Annotated in this window: 22 protein-coding genes; 5 read left to right on the plus strand and 17 right to left on the minus strand. The window is 61.5% G+C overall.

From position 1 onward, the window contains the following. Positions 1–153: 153 nt before the first annotated feature. Both E3D03_RS14245 and E3D03_RS14250 read left to right on the plus strand, forming a co-directional pair. Positions 154–333 carry a hypothetical protein gene (locus tag E3D03_RS14245; protein WP_263567480.1) on the plus strand — a complete coding sequence of 60 codons (180 nt, stop codon included), beginning with the start codon at positions 154–156 and terminating at the stop codon, positions 331–333. After that, the gene (locus tag E3D03_RS14250) at positions 330–674 is read left to right on the plus strand and encodes a DUF4326 domain-containing protein (protein WP_082724720.1); all 345 of its coding nucleotides are present in this window, start codon (positions 330–332) and stop codon (positions 672–674) included. The genes E3D03_RS14245 and E3D03_RS14250 overlap by 4 nt, the downstream gene beginning before the upstream one ends. Positions 675–703: 29 nt before the next feature. Here the strand turns inward: E3D03_RS14250 and E3D03_RS14255 are convergent, their stop codons facing one another. After that, positions 704–967 (minus strand): hypothetical protein, encoded by a 264-nt coding sequence (locus E3D03_RS14255; protein WP_156429052.1) that lies wholly within the window; start codon positions 965–967, stop codon positions 704–706. 2 nt (positions 968–969) lie between these two features. Next, positions 970–1,302, minus strand: a complete 333-nt coding sequence (locus tag E3D03_RS14260; RefSeq protein ID WP_263567532.1) for a hypothetical protein — start codon at positions 1,300–1,302, stop codon at positions 970–972. Positions 1,303–1,404: 102 nt separating this feature from the next. Here E3D03_RS14260 and E3D03_RS14265 point away from each other — a divergent pair, with 102 nt between their 5' ends. Continuing rightward, complete coding sequence (locus tag E3D03_RS14265) at positions 1,405–2,577, plus strand: UMUC-like DNA-repair protein (RefSeq protein ID WP_263567531.1); 1,173 nt, start codon at positions 1,405–1,407, stop codon at positions 2,575–2,577. On the opposite strand, the gene E3D03_RS14270 is transcribed toward E3D03_RS14265, so the two are convergent. The 8 genes from E3D03_RS14270 to E3D03_RS14305 form a co-directional block, all read right to left on the minus strand. Continuing rightward, positions 2,540–2,806: a hypothetical protein gene (locus E3D03_RS14270; RefSeq protein WP_263567481.1), complete on the minus strand. Its 267-nt coding sequence runs from the start codon at positions 2,804–2,806 to the stop codon at positions 2,540–2,542. The two genes, E3D03_RS14265 and E3D03_RS14270, sit on opposite strands and share 38 nt — an antisense overlap. A 110-nt stretch (positions 2,807–2,916) precedes the next feature. Further along, positions 2,917–5,076 carry a hypothetical protein gene (locus E3D03_RS14275; protein WP_263567482.1) on the minus strand — a complete coding sequence of 720 codons (2,160 nt, stop codon included), beginning with the start codon at positions 5,074–5,076 and terminating at the stop codon, positions 2,917–2,919. Between the two features lie 482 nt (positions 5,077–5,558). Beyond that, a complete protein-coding gene (locus E3D03_RS14280) occupies positions 5,559–6,242 on the minus strand; it encodes a UPF0149 family protein (RefSeq protein WP_263567483.1) in 684 nt (227 codons plus the stop codon). Positions 6,243–6,417: 175 nt separating this feature from the next. Then, positions 6,418–7,029 (minus strand): SOS response-associated peptidase, encoded by a 612-nt coding sequence (locus E3D03_RS14285; RefSeq protein WP_263567484.1) that lies wholly within the window; start codon positions 7,027–7,029, stop codon positions 6,418–6,420. An 11-nt stretch (positions 7,030–7,040) separates the two neighbouring features. Further along, positions 7,041–7,427: a hypothetical protein gene (locus tag E3D03_RS14290; protein WP_263567485.1), complete on the minus strand. Its 387-nt coding sequence runs from the start codon at positions 7,425–7,427 to the stop codon at positions 7,041–7,043. Positions 7,428–7,839: 412 nt separating this feature from the next. Further along, positions 7,840–8,904: a Hint domain-containing protein gene (locus E3D03_RS14295; RefSeq protein ID WP_263567486.1), complete on the minus strand. Its 1,065-nt coding sequence runs from the start codon at positions 8,902–8,904 to the stop codon at positions 7,840–7,842. A gap of 493 nt (positions 8,905–9,397) precedes the next feature. Continuing rightward, complete coding sequence (locus E3D03_RS14300; protein WP_036744604.1) at positions 9,398–9,634, minus strand: hypothetical protein; 237 nt, start codon at positions 9,632–9,634, stop codon at positions 9,398–9,400. A 2-nt stretch (positions 9,635–9,636) separates the two neighbouring features. Beyond that, positions 9,637–10,185: a lysozyme gene (locus E3D03_RS14305; protein ID WP_263567487.1), complete on the minus strand. Its 549-nt coding sequence runs from the start codon at positions 10,183–10,185 to the stop codon at positions 9,637–9,639. A gap of 116 nt (positions 10,186–10,301) precedes the next feature. Between E3D03_RS14305 and E3D03_RS14310 the strand changes: the two genes are divergently transcribed. After that, complete coding sequence (locus E3D03_RS14310) at positions 10,302–10,496, plus strand: hypothetical protein (protein ID WP_263567488.1); 195 nt, start codon at positions 10,302–10,304, stop codon at positions 10,494–10,496. After that, positions 10,497–10,739 (plus strand): hypothetical protein, encoded by a 243-nt coding sequence (locus E3D03_RS14315; protein ID WP_263567489.1) that lies wholly within the window; start codon positions 10,497–10,499, stop codon positions 10,737–10,739. 16 nt (positions 10,740–10,755) lie between these two features. On the opposite strand, the gene E3D03_RS14320 is transcribed toward E3D03_RS14315, so the two are convergent. From E3D03_RS14320 to E3D03_RS14350, 7 genes are all read right to left on the minus strand, one after another. Continuing rightward, on the minus strand, positions 10,756–11,151 hold the full coding sequence (locus E3D03_RS14320) for a hypothetical protein (RefSeq protein ID WP_263567490.1): 396 nt from the start codon (positions 11,149–11,151) through the stop codon (positions 10,756–10,758). Next, the gene (locus tag E3D03_RS14325) at positions 11,142–11,318 is read right to left on the minus strand and encodes a hypothetical protein (RefSeq protein ID WP_263567491.1); all 177 of its coding nucleotides are present in this window, start codon (positions 11,316–11,318) and stop codon (positions 11,142–11,144) included. Before E3D03_RS14325 ends, E3D03_RS14320 begins: the two co-directional genes overlap by 10 nt. Next, the gene (locus E3D03_RS14330; protein ID WP_263567492.1) at positions 11,315–11,557 is read right to left on the minus strand and encodes a hypothetical protein; all 243 of its coding nucleotides are present in this window, start codon (positions 11,555–11,557) and stop codon (positions 11,315–11,317) included. The genes E3D03_RS14325 and E3D03_RS14330 overlap by 4 nt, the downstream gene beginning before the upstream one ends. A 114-nt stretch (positions 11,558–11,671) precedes the next feature. Next, complete coding sequence (locus tag E3D03_RS14335) at positions 11,672–14,434, minus strand: right-handed parallel beta-helix repeat-containing protein (RefSeq protein ID WP_263567493.1); 2,763 nt, start codon at positions 14,432–14,434, stop codon at positions 11,672–11,674. Beyond that, positions 14,422–14,763 carry a hypothetical protein gene (locus E3D03_RS14340; RefSeq protein ID WP_263567494.1) on the minus strand — a complete coding sequence of 114 codons (342 nt, stop codon included), beginning with the start codon at positions 14,761–14,763 and terminating at the stop codon, positions 14,422–14,424. The genes E3D03_RS14335 and E3D03_RS14340 overlap by 13 nt, the downstream gene beginning before the upstream one ends. A 9-nt stretch (positions 14,764–14,772) precedes the next feature. Next, on the minus strand, positions 14,773–15,795 hold the full coding sequence (locus E3D03_RS14345; protein WP_263567495.1) for a hypothetical protein: 1,023 nt from the start codon (positions 15,793–15,795) through the stop codon (positions 14,773–14,775). Continuing rightward, positions 15,795–16,721: a hypothetical protein gene (locus E3D03_RS14350; RefSeq protein WP_263567496.1), complete on the minus strand. Its 927-nt coding sequence runs from the start codon at positions 16,719–16,721 to the stop codon at positions 15,795–15,797. The genes E3D03_RS14345 and E3D03_RS14350 overlap by 1 nt, the downstream gene beginning before the upstream one ends. Between the last annotated feature and the right edge of the window lies 1 nt (position 16,722).

A 16,722-nucleotide genomic window follows, 5' to 3' on the forward strand; every position in this document is an offset into this window, starting at 1 on the left:
TGTCAGCGGTTCAAATCCGTTATCGCCCACCATTATTTTCAGTGACTTAGGTAGCTTCCAGCGAAGTGATCCTAAGTCGCATGAACCTTCTTCCAAAATTTCACCCCTGCCCCGCGGCGCGTCGATTCTTCCCATCCACGGAGGAGCGACAGCATGATCAGCCTCGGCATCTCCATGATGAACGCCGTCATCAACGTCGGCATGGTGGCCGGCGGATTAATCAGCGCCGAATGGGCCGCAGCCAGCTGGACCGGCGGGAACACCGCGCTTCTTCAGCTTTGGTTCTTGTCCCGCAGGCCCGCCCTGCCCCAGCCCCCGGTGGACGCGCGATGACGCCAAAGCGAATCCAGCTCAAGCGCACGAAGGGATGGCGAATGCCCGAGAGCGCGGTGAAGGTTGACCGATCAACGCGATGGGGCAATCCGTGGCGGGTGGGCGAACCGGGCATTCCCGACGCGGCCGAGGCGGTGCGCCGCTTCGCTTCCGCCGTCGAGGGCTTCATGTCGAACGGCTCTTTCTGCCCGCCGGTCGCTCACCCGGACAGCCACATCGGCCGGATCATCGCTAACGTCCATCATCTTCGCGGTCGCGATCTGGCCTGCTGGTGTCCGCTCGATCAGCCGTGCCATGCGGACGTGCTGTTGCGGCTGGCAAACCAGGAGGATGCGCGATGAGTGACGGCCTATGGCATGCCCGCTAGCCTTCAGGCCACATGCCGGATCGGCGCATAGCCCAGCACCTCGATCCCGAGGTATGTGTCATCGACGACATGTGTCTTGATCGTCTCGGTTACCGTTTCCCGCTTCCCGAGCTTGCGTACGTCGGCCAGCCAGCGATCCCGGCCGACCCGGCGCACCGCCTTGACCTCGCACCCGGGGATCACCTCGCGAAGCTCGTCCGCGATCAGTTCCTCCTCGGTCACGTCGAACGCCATCACGCGACAGCTGATCGGCTTCAGTCCCATCATCATCATGCTCCATTACCTTGCGCCGGCAGCCGGGCACCGATGCCCACCCGCAGCGCGGTTGCGATCCGCTTCAGCTCGGCATAGCGCAGGCCGCCATTGGCTTGGCCGAGGGCCTTGCCCCATGCAGCGGCCAGCATCGCCCCCTTGGGGTGCGCAGCCGTCGCCAGGGCCAGCGCCGCTTCGAGCTCCGCGTCTCCGCGCAGGTCTTCAGCCAGCGTGTCGATCACGGCCCCGTCGAGGCGCCGCATGGCCGCCTCCAGCGCCTCGTCATCAGCGATCTGTTCCGACCAAGCGCCGCCGAAGCTGACGTTTCCGAGCTGCTGTTTCCTGTCCATTTCGTCCTCTTGCCGAATGAGAACAATTATAGAACAAACGGGCAGGAACGCCACAATCAGAAATCGTTAGAAATGGGCCCTTTCCGCACGCTCTACATCGACATGAACAGCTTCTTCGCCTCGGTCGAGCAGCAGCTGAACCCCGCGATTCGCGGCCGGCCGGTGGCGATCACCGCCATGGAGAACGAGAAGGGCTGCTGCGTCGCCGCCAGCTATGAGGCCAAGGCATTCGGCGTGAAAACAGGCACCAGTGTGCCAGACGCGCGGGCGCTCTGCCCCGGCATCGTGTTTTTGCCAAGCCGGCACCGGCTCTATGTGCGGTTCAATCTGCGCGTGGCCGCCGTCCTGGACCGGTTTGCCGAGCTGGAGCGGATCAGGTCAGTGGACGAATTTCAGATCGTGCTGTCGGGCGAAGCAACCGAACTGGCCGGCGCCCGCGCGCTGGTGGCCCGGCTCAAGGCGGCCGTGGCGGCCGAGGTCGGGGAATGCCTGCGGTTCAGTGCGGGCATCGGGCCTAACCACCTGCTGGCCAAGATCGCGGGCAAGCTGGAGAAGCCGAACGGCTGCCAGCACCTCGGCCCTGACAACATGCCCGACCGGATCGCGCATCTGGCGCTGGACGATCTGCCCGGCATCTCGCGCTCGATGCGGGCGCGGCTGGAAGCCGCTGGCGTTCGGGACATGGTGTCGCTCTGCCGCCTCGACCCGCGGCACGCGCGGGCGATCTGGCGCAGCGTCGAGGGCGAGCGGTTCGTCAGGTCGCTGCAGGGCGAGCCCATTCCGCTGGTTAAGACGCAGCGCGGCGGCTTTGGTAACAGCAAGGTGTTGGCGCCCGAGTTCAGAGCCCCGGCCGAGGCCTATCTCGTATCGCGCTGGCTGATCGAAAAGGCCGCAGCCCGGTTGCGGCGCGACGGGCGGGTGGCCAGCAGCTTCGCGCTGCACCTCGCGCCGATGGGCGGTGCGGCATGGGCGCGGTCGATCCGCTGCGCCCCGACGCAGGACACGCTGGAGTTCATGCGGATCAACCGCGCTCTCTGGCGGCAGGCGTGGCCCGCGATCCGCAGGCGCAAGCTGGCTGCCATCGGCGTGCATCTGGGCGACGTGGATTTCCTGACCTCACGCACCGGCGACCTGCTGCTGCCGGTCGCTCCGGCCGAGCAAACGCGCGGAGAGCGCGCCTCGGCTGCGGCGGATTTCATCAACCAGAGGTTTGGGCCGGGGACGATCCGGTTCGGCGTCAACCAGCCGCATCCGGGATTCTTTGAGCGAGGTTAAGGGCGGGGAGCTGCCGTTCGCTGCGCTTGTCACGAACGGCAGCAGTGCGCATTACGCGGACGTAGATCCGCGCGCATTTGGTCTTGGTTACCCAGGCGCATTCGGCCTCCATTCCGGCGACATGGCGTTCGCGCCGCTCCGCGACCACCCGAGCGCGCTCGGAACTGGCTTGGATTCCTGCCCAAATCTTCTGTGTCGCCTCCGCCTGTTGGTGAAGTGAGATCAGCATGCTTGCCTCCCATCCCAAACCTCGCGCAGGGTGGATCTAGCTATGAATAATCGCAGATTGCCGAGGGTCCATGTGATCGTCCGGGCCGGAACACCCAATAACAGTCGGGGCTAGAATAGTTGATCCATGTTTGCATCAATTTCCTCAAGTCCTCCAAGGTGGGCTTCGCCGATGGACGAGCTTGCTTTATCAATGCCATCTCTCACGCGCCGCTTGACAACGCTCATATCTAGCGTGGCCAAATCGGATCTAACCTTCTCAGCGACACTCATCAAATCGGGAGGGATGTTATCGAAAAGTTCCGGCGCAAAGACCCTGACACTGTCAGAATCGTTTCTATAAGCGATATCACGCGCCGGTCCGTAGGCGAGATATTTAAGAAGGAAGTCCAGCGACATGATGGGAGAAATGAAGTTCGGATCTGCGGCACGTATTTCCGCCGCGGCTGCCATTCGATGCGCGGCGCCATCTAGCGTTAAGAGCCATGACTTGAAGCCAGCTTCCCTTCCTTCTCGAGCTCGCTCATTGAGGACAGTTATTACGCACTCGATATCGTGCCGAGCCAGCTTATCTGTGTCGATATTGTACTCATCCCCACCTCTTCTCCGCGCGTGAATCTCTTGCCAGTAAGAAGTAATTTTAGACCTCAAATCATCATCCAGACGATCACCCAACTCTGGTTCCGCGACATCAATGCCAACCTCGCCAAGGAAATCAATAACGTCATCCATAGGCCTGTAATCGCCTATGAACTTCTCAAGCCAACCGGAAAATCTATCCCGTTGCCCACCTTGAAGAACATACCTCTGATAAACGTAGGGCACGCTCCCGCTCCAATTTTGAGAGCTGGCGTAGGACCTGCAGCGATTGAGGTGCCTTTCCACTTCTTCAACAACACCGGGGCTAACCTTTAGTTTGGTGCCGGTTCGCTTAGTGCGTTCGAATATGTTGTGAAAGGTCCTGTCAAGCCCTTGGGAGGTCGCCTCTGGGAATAATGGCAATAGCGCGGAGGAGTCGAGCCAGATAATACCCCTTGAGAACAGCTTGTTTGTCGCTGACTGGATGTCAGGCGTTTCTGACAGGAATGCTAGAAGAGTATAGGAATTTGCGCGTCCCGTTAGGTACTTCTTCGCCGATAAACTCGGAGCGGCGAGTGTGTCTAATACAAGGTCAGTAACTTTCTTCTTCAGGTGGGCATGGCGCTTATTGACGCCCGCAATGGACATCCCCTCTGATGCGGCATCCGATAAGTCAGATGCCTCCGGTGCTGGAATCTCTCCTTTAATTACTGCGGAGGCAAATCTCTCTCCTTGTTTCAAGAAGTACGAATCAATACAGGCGAATGCCCAATCAGTGGCAATCGAGGCTAGTTCGGGGCCTCCCTCAACCCGGCCACTGATCGTCTCCGTAATCTCTCGCGCAAATAAGTCCTTGGACAGCAGGCGCTGAGCCGCGAGATCTCTCTGGTGTTCTCGAACGGTATGGTTGAGGTTGAATGAGTCAGTCTTTTCCCAGTAATTAAGGTCACGCCTCTTCAATCTGGAAAGCGCGCTATCGATGAATCTCTTAATGTGAGAAATCTCATATCGCGGCAAGAATTTCTTGACCTTCGTATATATCTCGTCTCGAGGCATGGGGTTTTCAGGGGTCGCATCGGCGAGCGCTGCCTTAACGAGAGCCTCGAAACTAGTTCGCGTCAGGTTTTTGCCCATCTCGTCATCAGCGCGCTGCATGTCCAGATAGAAGAGTGCCACGCTGAGTTCATCGCGCGTGAGTGACTTGGTTGACCTGCCGGACAGCCCCTTCCCATCGATGATCGGGTCTGCCACAAGGCTGCAATATCGTTCTGCGGCGCCTGCTCTGTTCATATCTGAGTCTAAGCGGTCCAAAAACCAGGACTGGTCAAGAACATCGAGAACTTTGCCCTTTCCCATAAGTTCTCTCTTCAACTCGTCAGCCTTCGCCCCGATTTTCTGATTTGTTACGTACTTCAATACGGCGATGTCACCAAAATTTTCCTCCAACCTCCTAACTGTACTGCGAATTTTGGGGCCCCACTCGTCAGTGACAGAGTACTGAAATGCTACAGAGCTGATCCCTTCGTCAGAGAATAGCTCGCTGTCACGCCCACCATCTCCAGATGCAGAGGCCATCGTCCTCAACTGCGTGTACTCCGACGAAAGGAAAGAGGACGCTAGCTCCTCGAAGAGCTCCCACTGAGTCTTTTTGGTATTGTCGAGTGCGAACTCAAACCGATCTCTCGTTGGCATTGTGTTTCAGTACCTTTTTCTCAGATTGGCAGCTGCCGTGTCATGGGTCTAACTTGTGTTGGATTCGCGATTTCGATCCGCCTGATCGTGGCTCTCGGGCTCACTCGAAACAAGCCGGGGATTTGCTCGGTTCTGCCAGCGCACCTCGCTTATAGGGAGGCGATGAACTTTAACTCAGCCCGGTCATGTCGAAAATTGTCGCAGATGTCCAAGGGGCGTGTCACGGATATGCGAGATTGGCTTTGTTCAGGCGGTGAGGTCAAGGGACTTCAGCTCGATAGGCTGTTATCGCTATGGCTGATTCAGCGGTTCCAAATCCCTGAGCGAGCGCCGGGTGAGAGGAGATTGCCAGCTGTTGAGCATAGTAGACTTTCATGCGATTGCAGAAAATGACCTGTATCCGTCCTTTGCGTCGGTGTCTGCCGTCATGCTGCGTGTTGTACAAATGTCGCGGAAGGGCCGTGAGAGACTTGGGCGATCGGTCAGTTCCGACCGCAACATTGCTTGTATTTGCGGCCCGACCCACAGGAGCATGGGTCGTTCCGCCCGGGCCGGGGACCGGCGTTGAACGGCATCTCGGAACGATTTGCGGGCTCCATGCGGGAAAGCTCGGGACGAGACTGATAGAGTATCGTCGCAACGCAGTTCGGGATCAGATTGGGTGCTTCAAGGTCGATTTCGTCGATCTCCTCATCCGTGAACTTGCTGTGGCCAGTGTATATTTCCTGAAGCGCCATCAAGAAGATCATCGTCGTCCGCGTCTCTTCGTCGGCCTGAGCGAGCAGTCGATCCCAAGCATCCGGTCTTAGCCCCATAGCGCGAGTGAAGCCATCGATCCAAGGCTCCCACATCACCTCATCACTGTTGGGGTCAACCTCGTAGATGGGTTCGATCCAAGGTGAGCGGGTCATCGCCTCCGCAACCGAGTTGTAGTGAGCCATGACCGCACCGACCGTGGCTTCGGCGGATTTCTGATCGGGAAAATTTGCCTCACCTGTCTCTCCCCAGACATGGGACATCCATTCCGAGGGCGGGATCATATCCGGGCAGGCAAGAACACCGACTACATAGCCATCAAGTTCACTGAGCGTCATGGGCATGTTCTCGATGGGCAGCGCATGCAACAGCGCGCTGAGACGCTCGAGTTCCTGATCGGACTGGTCCATAAATACCTCCCGGTGTTGCTCGGAATTTTTTACTCTGCGCGACGCCAACCCGCAATCCGCGCGAAGCCTGCTTCAAGCTCGGACAGGAAGATTGCTGCAGGCACCCCGAATGTCCGCAGTGGTGAAGCCGCGACGTAGCATCAGATCGTCGCGCCAACGTCTGCAAAGGGCCGAATTAAACCTTTACCAGCGCACCATCCGGAAGCGGCCGCTGCATCTGCTTCGCGATCTCCCATGGGGCATTCAGCCACGCTTCCCACTCGCCGGGCGCGGTCAGGATCACCGGCATGGCCTTGGGGTGGATGGCGCCGACCTCGGCGTTCGGGGGGCAGGTCAGGAAGCCGAACAGATCGTCGGTGGTTTCGCCGTCCTTGACCTTGCGGATGCTGGTCCAGCCTCGCGTCTCGATGCCGGCAAAGAAGATGGGCTCGCCATCGACCGGCTCAAACCAGACTGGCTTGTGGTCCTTGCCCGGCTCGCTGAAGCGCACCACCGGCACCAGGCATCGATGCTCCGGGCCGAGCCAGCGGCGCCAGTGCGGGCTGCCGACATTGCGGATATTGGTCACGCCGCTGTCACGCCGGGACGCGGGGAGGAATTGCGGCGGCGTCGGCATGCCCCAGCGGGCCTGGGCAATCTCGGGCCCGTCTTCGCCGTGCCGGATGATCGGCGCCAGCCGGTCGGGATAGACGTCATCCTGCCATGCCATATTGCCCGTGCGGTCGCGGGCCGGGAATACTCGCCGCACCTCGTCTGCCGATGGTCTGGTCTGGTAGCGATTACACATCTGCGGATGCTCTAGACACGGATTAAGCCAGCGGCAAGCACGAGACACGCGGCGAAAAACGCTAACCCTGACACAATAATTGTCAATACTCCGGAAAACATCCAGACATCTGATTTTTCATAATCGCCCTCTTCTCCGCGAAGCGCTCGATCAACGTAGCGCGACGCCATAAATCCAGACAGCCACGCGACCATCCCACCCAGCACCCCAGTCGCATAGAGCATCATCGCAGCGCCGATGGTCCAGGCAGACATCAGATTTTCCAAGCTGGCGAACTGAGAAAGCGCCGCCACTGCCGCACCTCCGTTGATCAGGATTGAGGCATTTATCCCGCCTTGAGCATACTGCTGTGAAATCGTGCGATAATCAGCTTCCGGCATCGGTTGATTCTTACTCATTTCACCCCCACTCCATGAGGATCAACCCTAACGCCGCCGATGTGCAAAAAGAAAGGCCCCCGCCCCGGGCGAACCGGGACGGGGCAAGCGGAACAATCCCGCGCGCGGCGGGTTGCGAGGGGTCAGCAATGCGAGGTGGCTAGATGCCCAGTACGAAAACGATCAGGCCAGTCACCTATGAGGAGGATATCGGGCGATTTCGGACGGTGACCGACGCCCGGGGGATGGGCGCGGCTCTGCTGGCGCATTGCGACCAGGACGACCCCGACTACCAGATGGCCGTGCTGGCCTGCCTCGGCCTCGACCGCGGCACCGTCGATCCCGAGCGGGCACGGGCCGATTTCGTGGCCGCTCTCTCCGCCGCCGAGGTCTCCCCGAGCCAATGCGGCCCGAGGAAGCTGCAATTCTTGTATCAGCTGACAAGCGCCTGGCGGTTCTGCGCGTGGCGGGCCGCCATCGTCCGGCCCTGCCGACCAGACGAAAGCTGCCTCGCAGCCACCGGCGTATAGTCGTCCTGCGCAAGCTCCGGGAACAGCGCCAGGATTTCCTCGCGCGCTGCGGCACCCACTGATTTCAGGGCCTCGGTGCCGGTATAGAGAGACTCGCTCTCGGCCCCATTGGAAACGACGACTTCGTGCTGGTCGAACAGGATGTGGAAGTATTCGACCGCCTCGACATCATCGGCTACGTCGATCCCGTCGATAGCGACAAGCTGCTTGGCCGCGACCAGAACCTCGTTCACTCCGAACATGCGCTGTGCGATCCGGGAGCGGACAAGGATCCGGTGCTGCGGCGATACGAGGAGGTCGGTGCTCGGAATCGCCTTGCCGAGCGCGCCGGCTTTGATGCGGATCGGGCGCAGGTGCGGCTGCGCTTGCAGGCGATCAGCCGTCACCAGCGTCGAACCGATCCAACGCACGGCCTGCTGGCCATGGTCCTGCGTGAGCACCATGTCACCGACGCTCAGCGTCTCGATCAGTTCTTCGCCACGAGGCGTGCGGATGGCGGTGCCGCGCGTGAAGCAGGCCACCAGAGTGCTGTAGTCGACAGTGCCGTTGTAGTCGTTATCGCCGGTCGAACTCAGCGAGACGACATCCCCGGCGCTGACCTTGATGGTCGACGCCCAGTAGTAGTCGCCGACCTGTCCACCAAGGTTCTCGTTGGATGTGCCGGAGTAGATCCGGATGGTGTAGGCAGTGCCGGTTTCGCCGGTGGTCGAGTTGACAATCGTCTGCTTGAAGACGCTCCGGACAACCTGCCCAGCGGATCCGAGGCCAAGAGCCGCGGCCAGAACCTGCTCACCATCAAGGTCCAGAGATTCTTCGGGACTGTTGCTTTCGTCTTGCAGGACCGGGTCGTTGTCCTGAATCTGCATGACATCCACAGCGCTTACAGCGAGATTCTGGGCTCCACCGAGGAACCAGTTGGGTTGGCCGATGGCCGCGTTAGAGAAAACATTAAGCGTGTAGACAGGCATGGAAATTCCCAATGTCAGAGGTTGGGCGAAGTCAGGTTGATACCGAACGCGCTGTCTGCGGTGCTTAAGGATTGCACGTTAAAGTTGTCAACGATTATTAACGGCTGTCCGTAAGGACGGGTGAGTGCGACTGTGCCATCACCCGGACCCTATCTGACGCACAGGCTCGATCAAATCTTTGAAACGCAAAAAGCCGCCCCCCGGTGTGAGCCGAGGGGCGGTCTTCGTGGTGGGTTTAACAGTAGCACAAGAGGCAGCGCGCGCTCGGCTGCCGACCCGATATAACCACAGCATGAGAGAAGCAGCAACTGCGCAACCTATACGGGTCCGAGCAAGGTTGACCAAAAGGGCAACTTCACCTCGCGGAAGCTCTCGTGCAGATTGCAGGGGTCGGTGGCGAGTAGTCCTTTTTCGTGGCGGTAATTGGTTTGTGGTTGCCCCGACCTGATCGGGCGGGCTGTGTGGTGCGGCCGGCCCGATGTCGTTTCAGCGGTCAGGTGACGCCGCCGCCCTTCTTGGCCCAGATCCGCCAGAGCATGCTTGCGCCGGCCGAGGCTCCCCCGCCGAGGAACAGCATGAGTGCCGTCGCCGTCGCATCGGCGACAAAGCGGGTGTCGAAGCAGTAATAGCCGAGATCGGCAGTCGCGGTGATGATGCCGGCCGATGCCAGCATCCCGGCAAAGACGAGCAGAACTTGGCGCAGCACTAGCGCGAGGGCTCCCTTGAGCATGGTCACTGTCCTTTCAGTGCATTGAGGCAGAGTTTCGTTTCAGCCGCGCGCCGGTTGGTCAGGCCCTTGACGGGCTTGCCGCCGGCCTTGTCCCAGCGCGGGAGCTGGTTGCAGGCGCCCTGCCAGTCGCCGGCATTGGCTTTCTTCGCGAGCGTCGAGCCGCAGGCCGCGCCCGTCCCGACGTTGTAGGACCAGGACACCAGCGCCACCTGCACGCCCTCGGGCTGCTGCGGCAGCGCCGGGACGCACCGGGTCAGGCCGTCGCGATAGGTCGCGAGTGCCGCCATGAGCATGTCGGTGCATTGCGCGCTGGTGTAGCGGTCGCCGGCCTTCACGCCGCGCGTCTCGCCGTAGCAGACGGTCCAGACCGGGGGCTTGGCAATGCGGTCAAGGTAGGCCTCGGTGCGCTCGCCTTCCCAGGGTCCGATGAAGATGGCAGCGGCGGCGATGACCCCGGCCGCGCCGGTCGCGCCGGCTGCTTTCTTGGCCTTGGACTTCGATCCGAACACGTCGGAGAGCCACGCGAAAAGCGCGGTGATGGGATTGGTCATGGTGTCCTCATGAAAAAAGCCCCGCGCGGTGGCGGGGCGGGCTACAGGGGTGATCGACCAATGATCAAGCCGCTGCTATGCGAGCGTCCGAGACGCAGGCGCACGGAGCGGTGGTGATGGGTTGGGCGATTAGGTTGCTGGATGATGGAGATGTCATTTCCGAGGACGGCGAGGTCCTGGGGACGTGGGACAGAGATGACGAAGATCATCCGTTCTTCATCCCCGCCGGGGAAACGGAGGTGCTGTTCTGGGACACGTATATCCCGGGTCTATGCGACAAGATTGAGCGCTGGTGGCGGGAGCGCGCCTAGATGAAGGCGACGCATGACGAAGCCACCTTCACGCTGACCGGCAATATGTGGTCGGCAACCTATCCGCTGGACGAGCTGCCGAAGTGGCTGGCCTTCTATCGCCGGCAGAAAGCCCGCTTCCCGAAGGCCGGAGACAGCTACGACGGGACCATCGCCGCGCTGGAGGCGCTCGCAAAGGATCTTGGCGTCAGCATCAGTGAGGAGGAAGCGTCCTCTCCTACCAGTGGCACGACGACCAGTTGATCATCCTAGTGGATCGTCACCACCACGGCAGCAGGCGGATCTTCGTCGGATGCAGCCATGCGCGCCACCATGGCCAGCGAGACCGCTCCTCCTCTGGAATCATCTTCTGACGGCACTTCAGGGCGCAGAAGAACGCCACCATCTTCATGGCGCTGAACACGATGTTGATCAGCCGCCCCCGAGTGGCCTCGGACCAGGACGCGGCGAACTCCGGAACCCAGAGCCGCATCAGAGGCAACGATACGTCCCAGTAGAGGCCGCGGGCGATGATGGCGCCGGCAAGGATGGCGAACCCCATGGCGAACCACCATGTCGCGCTGTTCAGTTCGCGGAAGCTGGCTCGAAACGCCCAGATGACGGCGAGATAGCCGAGCGTGTTGATGATGGCGAGCGCGCCGATGGTCAGGGCCATGATGTCACATCCTTCTGAATTTCCGCGACCAGGCGTTCCAGCACGAGCCGCTGAGCCTTGGCCTTCCGCTCGCCCTGCTTGAGGTCGCGCCGCAAGTCGTCGGCGAGCCGGTCCCCTTCCGCCTCTCGGCGGCTCTTCCCTGCGAGTTGTCGGATGAGGCTCATCATTTGCGCGCCCTCATTTCTCGGACAGCCTCGCGCAGCGGCTCGGCGAGGGTGCCCAATGCCAGGTTGGTCTGCTCCACAATGAGGCGGGTCTCGCGCCCCATCTCTCGCATTTCCTCGATTCGCTTGTCTTGCACCGCGATCAGACGCCGGAACAGGACCACGACCACGATGCCCAGGGCGACGATGACGACCGCGCCCAAGCCCCCGCCGATCTCGCGGATGATGTTTTCAGGGTTCACAAGCGCTGTTCCTCCTTTAGTCGTTTGGCCTGCTGTGTCCGGTATGTGACGCAGGGTCGCGCCGGGCGTGCTATCAAGAGGGAGAGGCGGGCGTGTGGTGGCGCCCGCCGACCCTCAGGCCACGATGGCGCGCCAGTCCGTGCCGAGGACGTGACCCGATCCGGTGGTGAGCCGCAGCCATCCCGTGATCACCGCCCCGCTGCCGTCCGGTGTCGGGGCCAGGTTGCGCACGAAATGGCCCCTCGCATATTTTCCCGTGCTGGGAACGGCCGACGACGCATGGAGAGCCCGGCTGGTTACGCGACCAAAGTTCGGCAGGGCGGGATTGCCCTGTTCCACAATCAGTTGACCCACCCGAGAAATGCTGCCGCCAAAGCCGCCGATGCCGATATTCCCCGCGGCCTCATCGTCTGATACCGGGTCGCAAAACAGCCGGTTATCGCTGAAACTTGCCTGAGGGATCGACCCTTCGACAATCCGGCGCAGGTTGCGGAAGCTGTTGCCATAAACCGAAAGCGCTAGGTTGCTGGCGTCCGAACCATAGAGCGCCCCGCAGGCGGCGGCGCCAGAGAAGTTCCAGGTTCCGTCCGCATTCCGACTGGCGCTCTCAAAAAGCGGGTCGCCATCGAATTCGTTCAGGGAAATGGCCGCGTCTCCTGAAACCCCAAAGAAGCGGATCGCGCTATCGGAGAAATTGCGCAGCGTGTTTCCAACGATGGAAAGCGCCTTGTGATTGGAAACAGGCGCGGTTTCACCAACTTGATACTCACTGGCGTCTATGCAAACCGCCGCGCCGTCCACGATATTGTTGGAAATTCGGCAGCCTCTCGATCCGCCCTCAAAGCGGATGCCTCGATCCAGCATCATCGCCCGGGTGATTTCTCCGGTGTATGGTCCGAGTCGCGTTCGGATCTGCTGCGGCAGGCCGTATTCGCTCCACGAGGCGGCCGGCGGCAGAGTGCGCGTGATCACGTTTCCGTCGATCAAGACCGAATGCATCGGGGATGCAGCACGGGTTTTCGTGCCAACACCTTCGGTGCGCCCGACCTTGTAGTAATTGCCATAGGGCGTCTGCACACCACCTGCGCCATTGGATTCCCATTCGTATCCGGGCAGGCCGAGATTGTTGACGGCGGTTTGCAGGGTGACGTAAATGGCATCGGATCGCGGCACCAGAACGCCAGACATTAGCTCCTGGTTAAACATATTCTCGATCACATTGCCCGTGATGGTCAGGCTGTGGAACGTCGCCCATCCGAACACCCCGATAGCGCGGCCAAAGCACATCGAAAATCGGTTATTCGAGATGGTCGTTGAGGCACCACCAGACGCGCAAATACCCTGGCATTGGTAGAAGGTGTTGTTCGTGACGATGTGAATGCGATCAAGGGTATATTCGCCATCGTCATTGTGAACGCCGACGTAATCATCCCACCCATATTCGAAATGGTTGCCGTCAACCATGCAGATCTTGCAGTTCCTGATACCGCCGCCGCCTGTCGCGTTCATCGAGAATTTGCAATTCCGAATGCGCGCCCGATAAGCGAAAGTGCCGGTCGGGCCGGTGCAACCCACGGCGCCGCGCTTGGAGCCGGTGAATGTGCAGCCGTCGATATCCAGCTCCCGAATCCACTGCCCGGACAGGAAATTGCTGCCATCGGCGGTGACGCCCTGGCTCCATGGGCCGACGAAATTGACGCCGCGCAGCGTCACGTCACGCGGCGGGGCAGCAGATGCCAGCACCAGCGCGTCGCGGCGCGCCGTAGACGTGTCGGGACAAATGATAGCATTGCCCGCGTCGCCACGGATGCGCAGATCCATTCCGCCGATGCTGGGCGAGAGCGTCAGCGTGCTGTTGTCGCGCATGTATTTGCTGGTCAGCACGAGCCAGCGCCGGTTGCGCGCGCACCATTCCATGGCCAGCCGCAGCGCCAGGGTGTCGTCGGTCCCGGTCATGGCGGTTTCGTCGGCGTCCCCGACAGCGCCGAAATGCTCCGGGGTGACAGCCCCGCTCGGAATCCAGCCCCGGCCATCGGCGGTCGTCAAGACCGCGTCGGAGCCGGCAGGCTTCCAAAGCAGATCGCCGGTCTTCAGCCGGTTGAGCCCCAGCGTGACCATCGACTGCGCTGCCCGGATCGTCTCGGACTCGACCGCCTTCGGCAGCCGGCTGTCGATGGTGGCATCCTCGACCATAACCGAGTTGATGACTTCGTATGCCGGGTTCGCTGCGTAATTCGAGAATTGCAGGGCGATTTCGACCTCGGTGTAGCCATCGCCAGGCGATTGCAGGTCCCAGGACTGCAACGTTGCAACGCCCGCAGCCCAGCCGGATTTATTATCGGCAAACACCGGCCCGACAATTTCGCCTGCGGCATTGCGCCAGCGGACGCGGGGGCGGACCTGGAGCGTCGGGGAGGTCGCAGTAATGGAGACGGTGATGCGGATGGCCCGACCCGAGAACATCGTCAGATACGGGCTGCGCCGCAGGATTGCCGCTGCGGATTGACCCGCCACGCCTTGCATCCGCAGGGCGCCGCCGCTGACAGACACGGTCGCGCGACCGGTCGTCTCGGACACCCAGCCATCGAGCGTCGAAAACGCGGATTTATACAGCACGCGCCGGTCATATGCGGACAGCGCCGTCTCGTTGGCGATGCGGGCTGCCTCTGCCGCCGCCCGGTCCCCGGCAGCCTGCCCCGCCGCAAGCTGCGCATCCTCACGCGCCTGATCGACCTGCGGCAGAGCCACCTCCAGATCATTGGCAGCGGCAACGGCCTCGTCGATCTTATCGCGCTCGCCCGGAGTGATTCCGTCACCGGCAGGACCGCGGACAATCCCATAGGTCGCTACACCAATAGTCGGCATCAGCGCCTCCATGCCTTGATGAAATGGTCCGGGCCCGGCAGCTGCGTCCATCCGGTGCCGTCGTTGATCTCCGGCGCGCACGGCCAGAGCCGCGGCAGCAGCTGGAAGTTCTCTGGGGTCAGGTCGAACAGGATCAGCGAGGGATGGTGGACGGGAACCGTCTCACCGGGCGGGATGACGTCGCCAGCGCCGGCGTAGGCCGGGATGACCAGATCAGCGCCGGTCAGAAACACCACGACGCGCAGTTGCAGCCCGTCCAGCGGCATGGGCGTTCCGTCTGCCTGGTCCACGGCAAAGCCAAGGGTGGTGGTCTCACCCAGATTGTAAGGGAGGGTCGTCATGCGTGGACCTCACAGGCTGATGGGCAGCCGCGATTGCAGCGGCAGGCCGGGCTCGCCGGGGAAAATCGGGTCGGCGGGATCGGACAGGCGGATGATCCGGCTGGCGTCGAAACGCGCCTCGCGCGCGGGATAGCGCAGGGTCGCGGGCTGGCTCGGGCAGGTCAGCGTCACGCTGTCGCCGGACCAGGAGGCTGAATAGGGCAGCCGCACCCCGCCCGCGTCGTAGAGCCCGAAGTGCGCTGGGTGGGTCGGCTTGACCAGCGCGCCGCCGGAAGGGACGTTGATATTGACGGTGACATTGTTCCCGGAGCGGCTTGCGCTGGCGATGCTGGGGGCTTCCAAGTTGCTGCCCGTCGCAAGTTGCGCTGCGATCCGCCGGCCCGTGTGCGCGCCGAGGGTCTGATAGCCGATCTGTGTCGGATGAAAGGTGCTGTCCAGCTCGATGGCGTATTTCTCGGCGCCGCGCATCACGTTGGGCTGGTCATTGATGACGCCGATCATCATGTCGCGCATCATGTTCTCGCGCGCCTCGTCCGCGACATAGCGGAAGCCCAGCATGTCCACGAAGATCCGCACGCCGAGAGGGGCGCCGGAATTCAGCGCCGCGCGAATGCCGGGGAACAGTCGGTTCACCACCGCTGACCGCACATTGTCCACATCGGTCTGCGTGTTCACGAATTGCGCGTCGCGCTCGCCATGCGACCAGATCGCGAACTGCGGCTTCACGGCATACCCGGCGATGGCATTGACCGCCGAAGTAAGGGACGGCCCGTTGCCATTCCCGTTCGTGACCCAATAGCTGTTGCCGTTCGCGAATTCTTCGCGGATGGCCGAGCCGCCGACCGCCACCTGACGTAGCTGCGTCATGTCACCGGCGGTCACGGTCACGCCCAATGCGCTGGACAATGCCGCCGGTGCCGAGTCGATCATCCGGCGCATCGCGACGGCGAAGGGCCAGTAGGAAAAACTGCGGCCATAGCCGAGTTCCGCATAGGACTGGCCGAAGGTAAGAAAATGAACCGAGCGCGCCATTACGACCTCGTCACGTTGCTGAAATGGATGAGGACGGGATGGGTCATCAGCGTGCTGTTCGGGTTGTAGATCGCAGCCCGATTGGCGGCCAAACCGTTCGTGGTGCCCATTTTGGTGATGAAAGGGGGCGAGCCGTTATAGGACGCCCCGTCCGTCCTCGGCTGTAGCGTCACCGACAGGACCGAGGCGCCATCCAGCGAAAATCCGGCCGGCAGCACAATGTCGGAAGCCTCGGTTGTCGCGGCAATATTCCCGGCCCGGCGATAGAGCACGTCATAGGTGCCGTCATCCATTCGCCGCCAGGAATTATTGATGTCGGGCTTAACCCAGTAGACGCCTTCGACGTAGACATGCACCCGCGTCAGGTTCGCGCGCGTGATATAGGCCACCTGCCCGGGATCGACGGTGATTTGCGTCGTGGTCAGGTTGTTCGGCGTCACCCCGAAACCGAGGAAACCATACTCCGCGCCACAATCCAGCGTCAGACGGTCCCCGAGAATACCGGCGTTGAAAATGGCATAAGTGTATCCGACCACTGCGCTGGACACGTCGAGAATATAGTTCCGCGTGCCGTTGCCCCCGAAAACTGTCGCGTTCGGCAGAAATTTGGTGGCGTCCAGGACATGGGTTCCATCCACGGTAATGGCATCGCGATCACCGGCCACGCCGATCAGGGCTCGCCACGCCCCAGGATCGTCAGGCCAGGCATCCAGCTCGGCCAACACCTCATCGGCTGCCGCCTGCGTGTCGTCCCGAAGCTGCTGGAACTCCGTCACCAGCGCCTCGGCCTCGGGGGTGCCCATGCCGGCAACCACCGCTGCATCCCAGACTACGCCGAGACAGCGGTTGATCTCCGCATCATGCGTGGCTTTGGTCGCGCGGGGGCCCGCCAGCAAAGGCAGGCTGTAGACAGGCTTTCTCGCCATG

This window comes from Paracoccus sp. DMF, assembly GCF_004407025.1.
GTDB lineage: Bacteria > Pseudomonadota > Alphaproteobacteria > Rhodobacterales > Rhodobacteraceae > Paracoccus > Paracoccus aminovorans_B.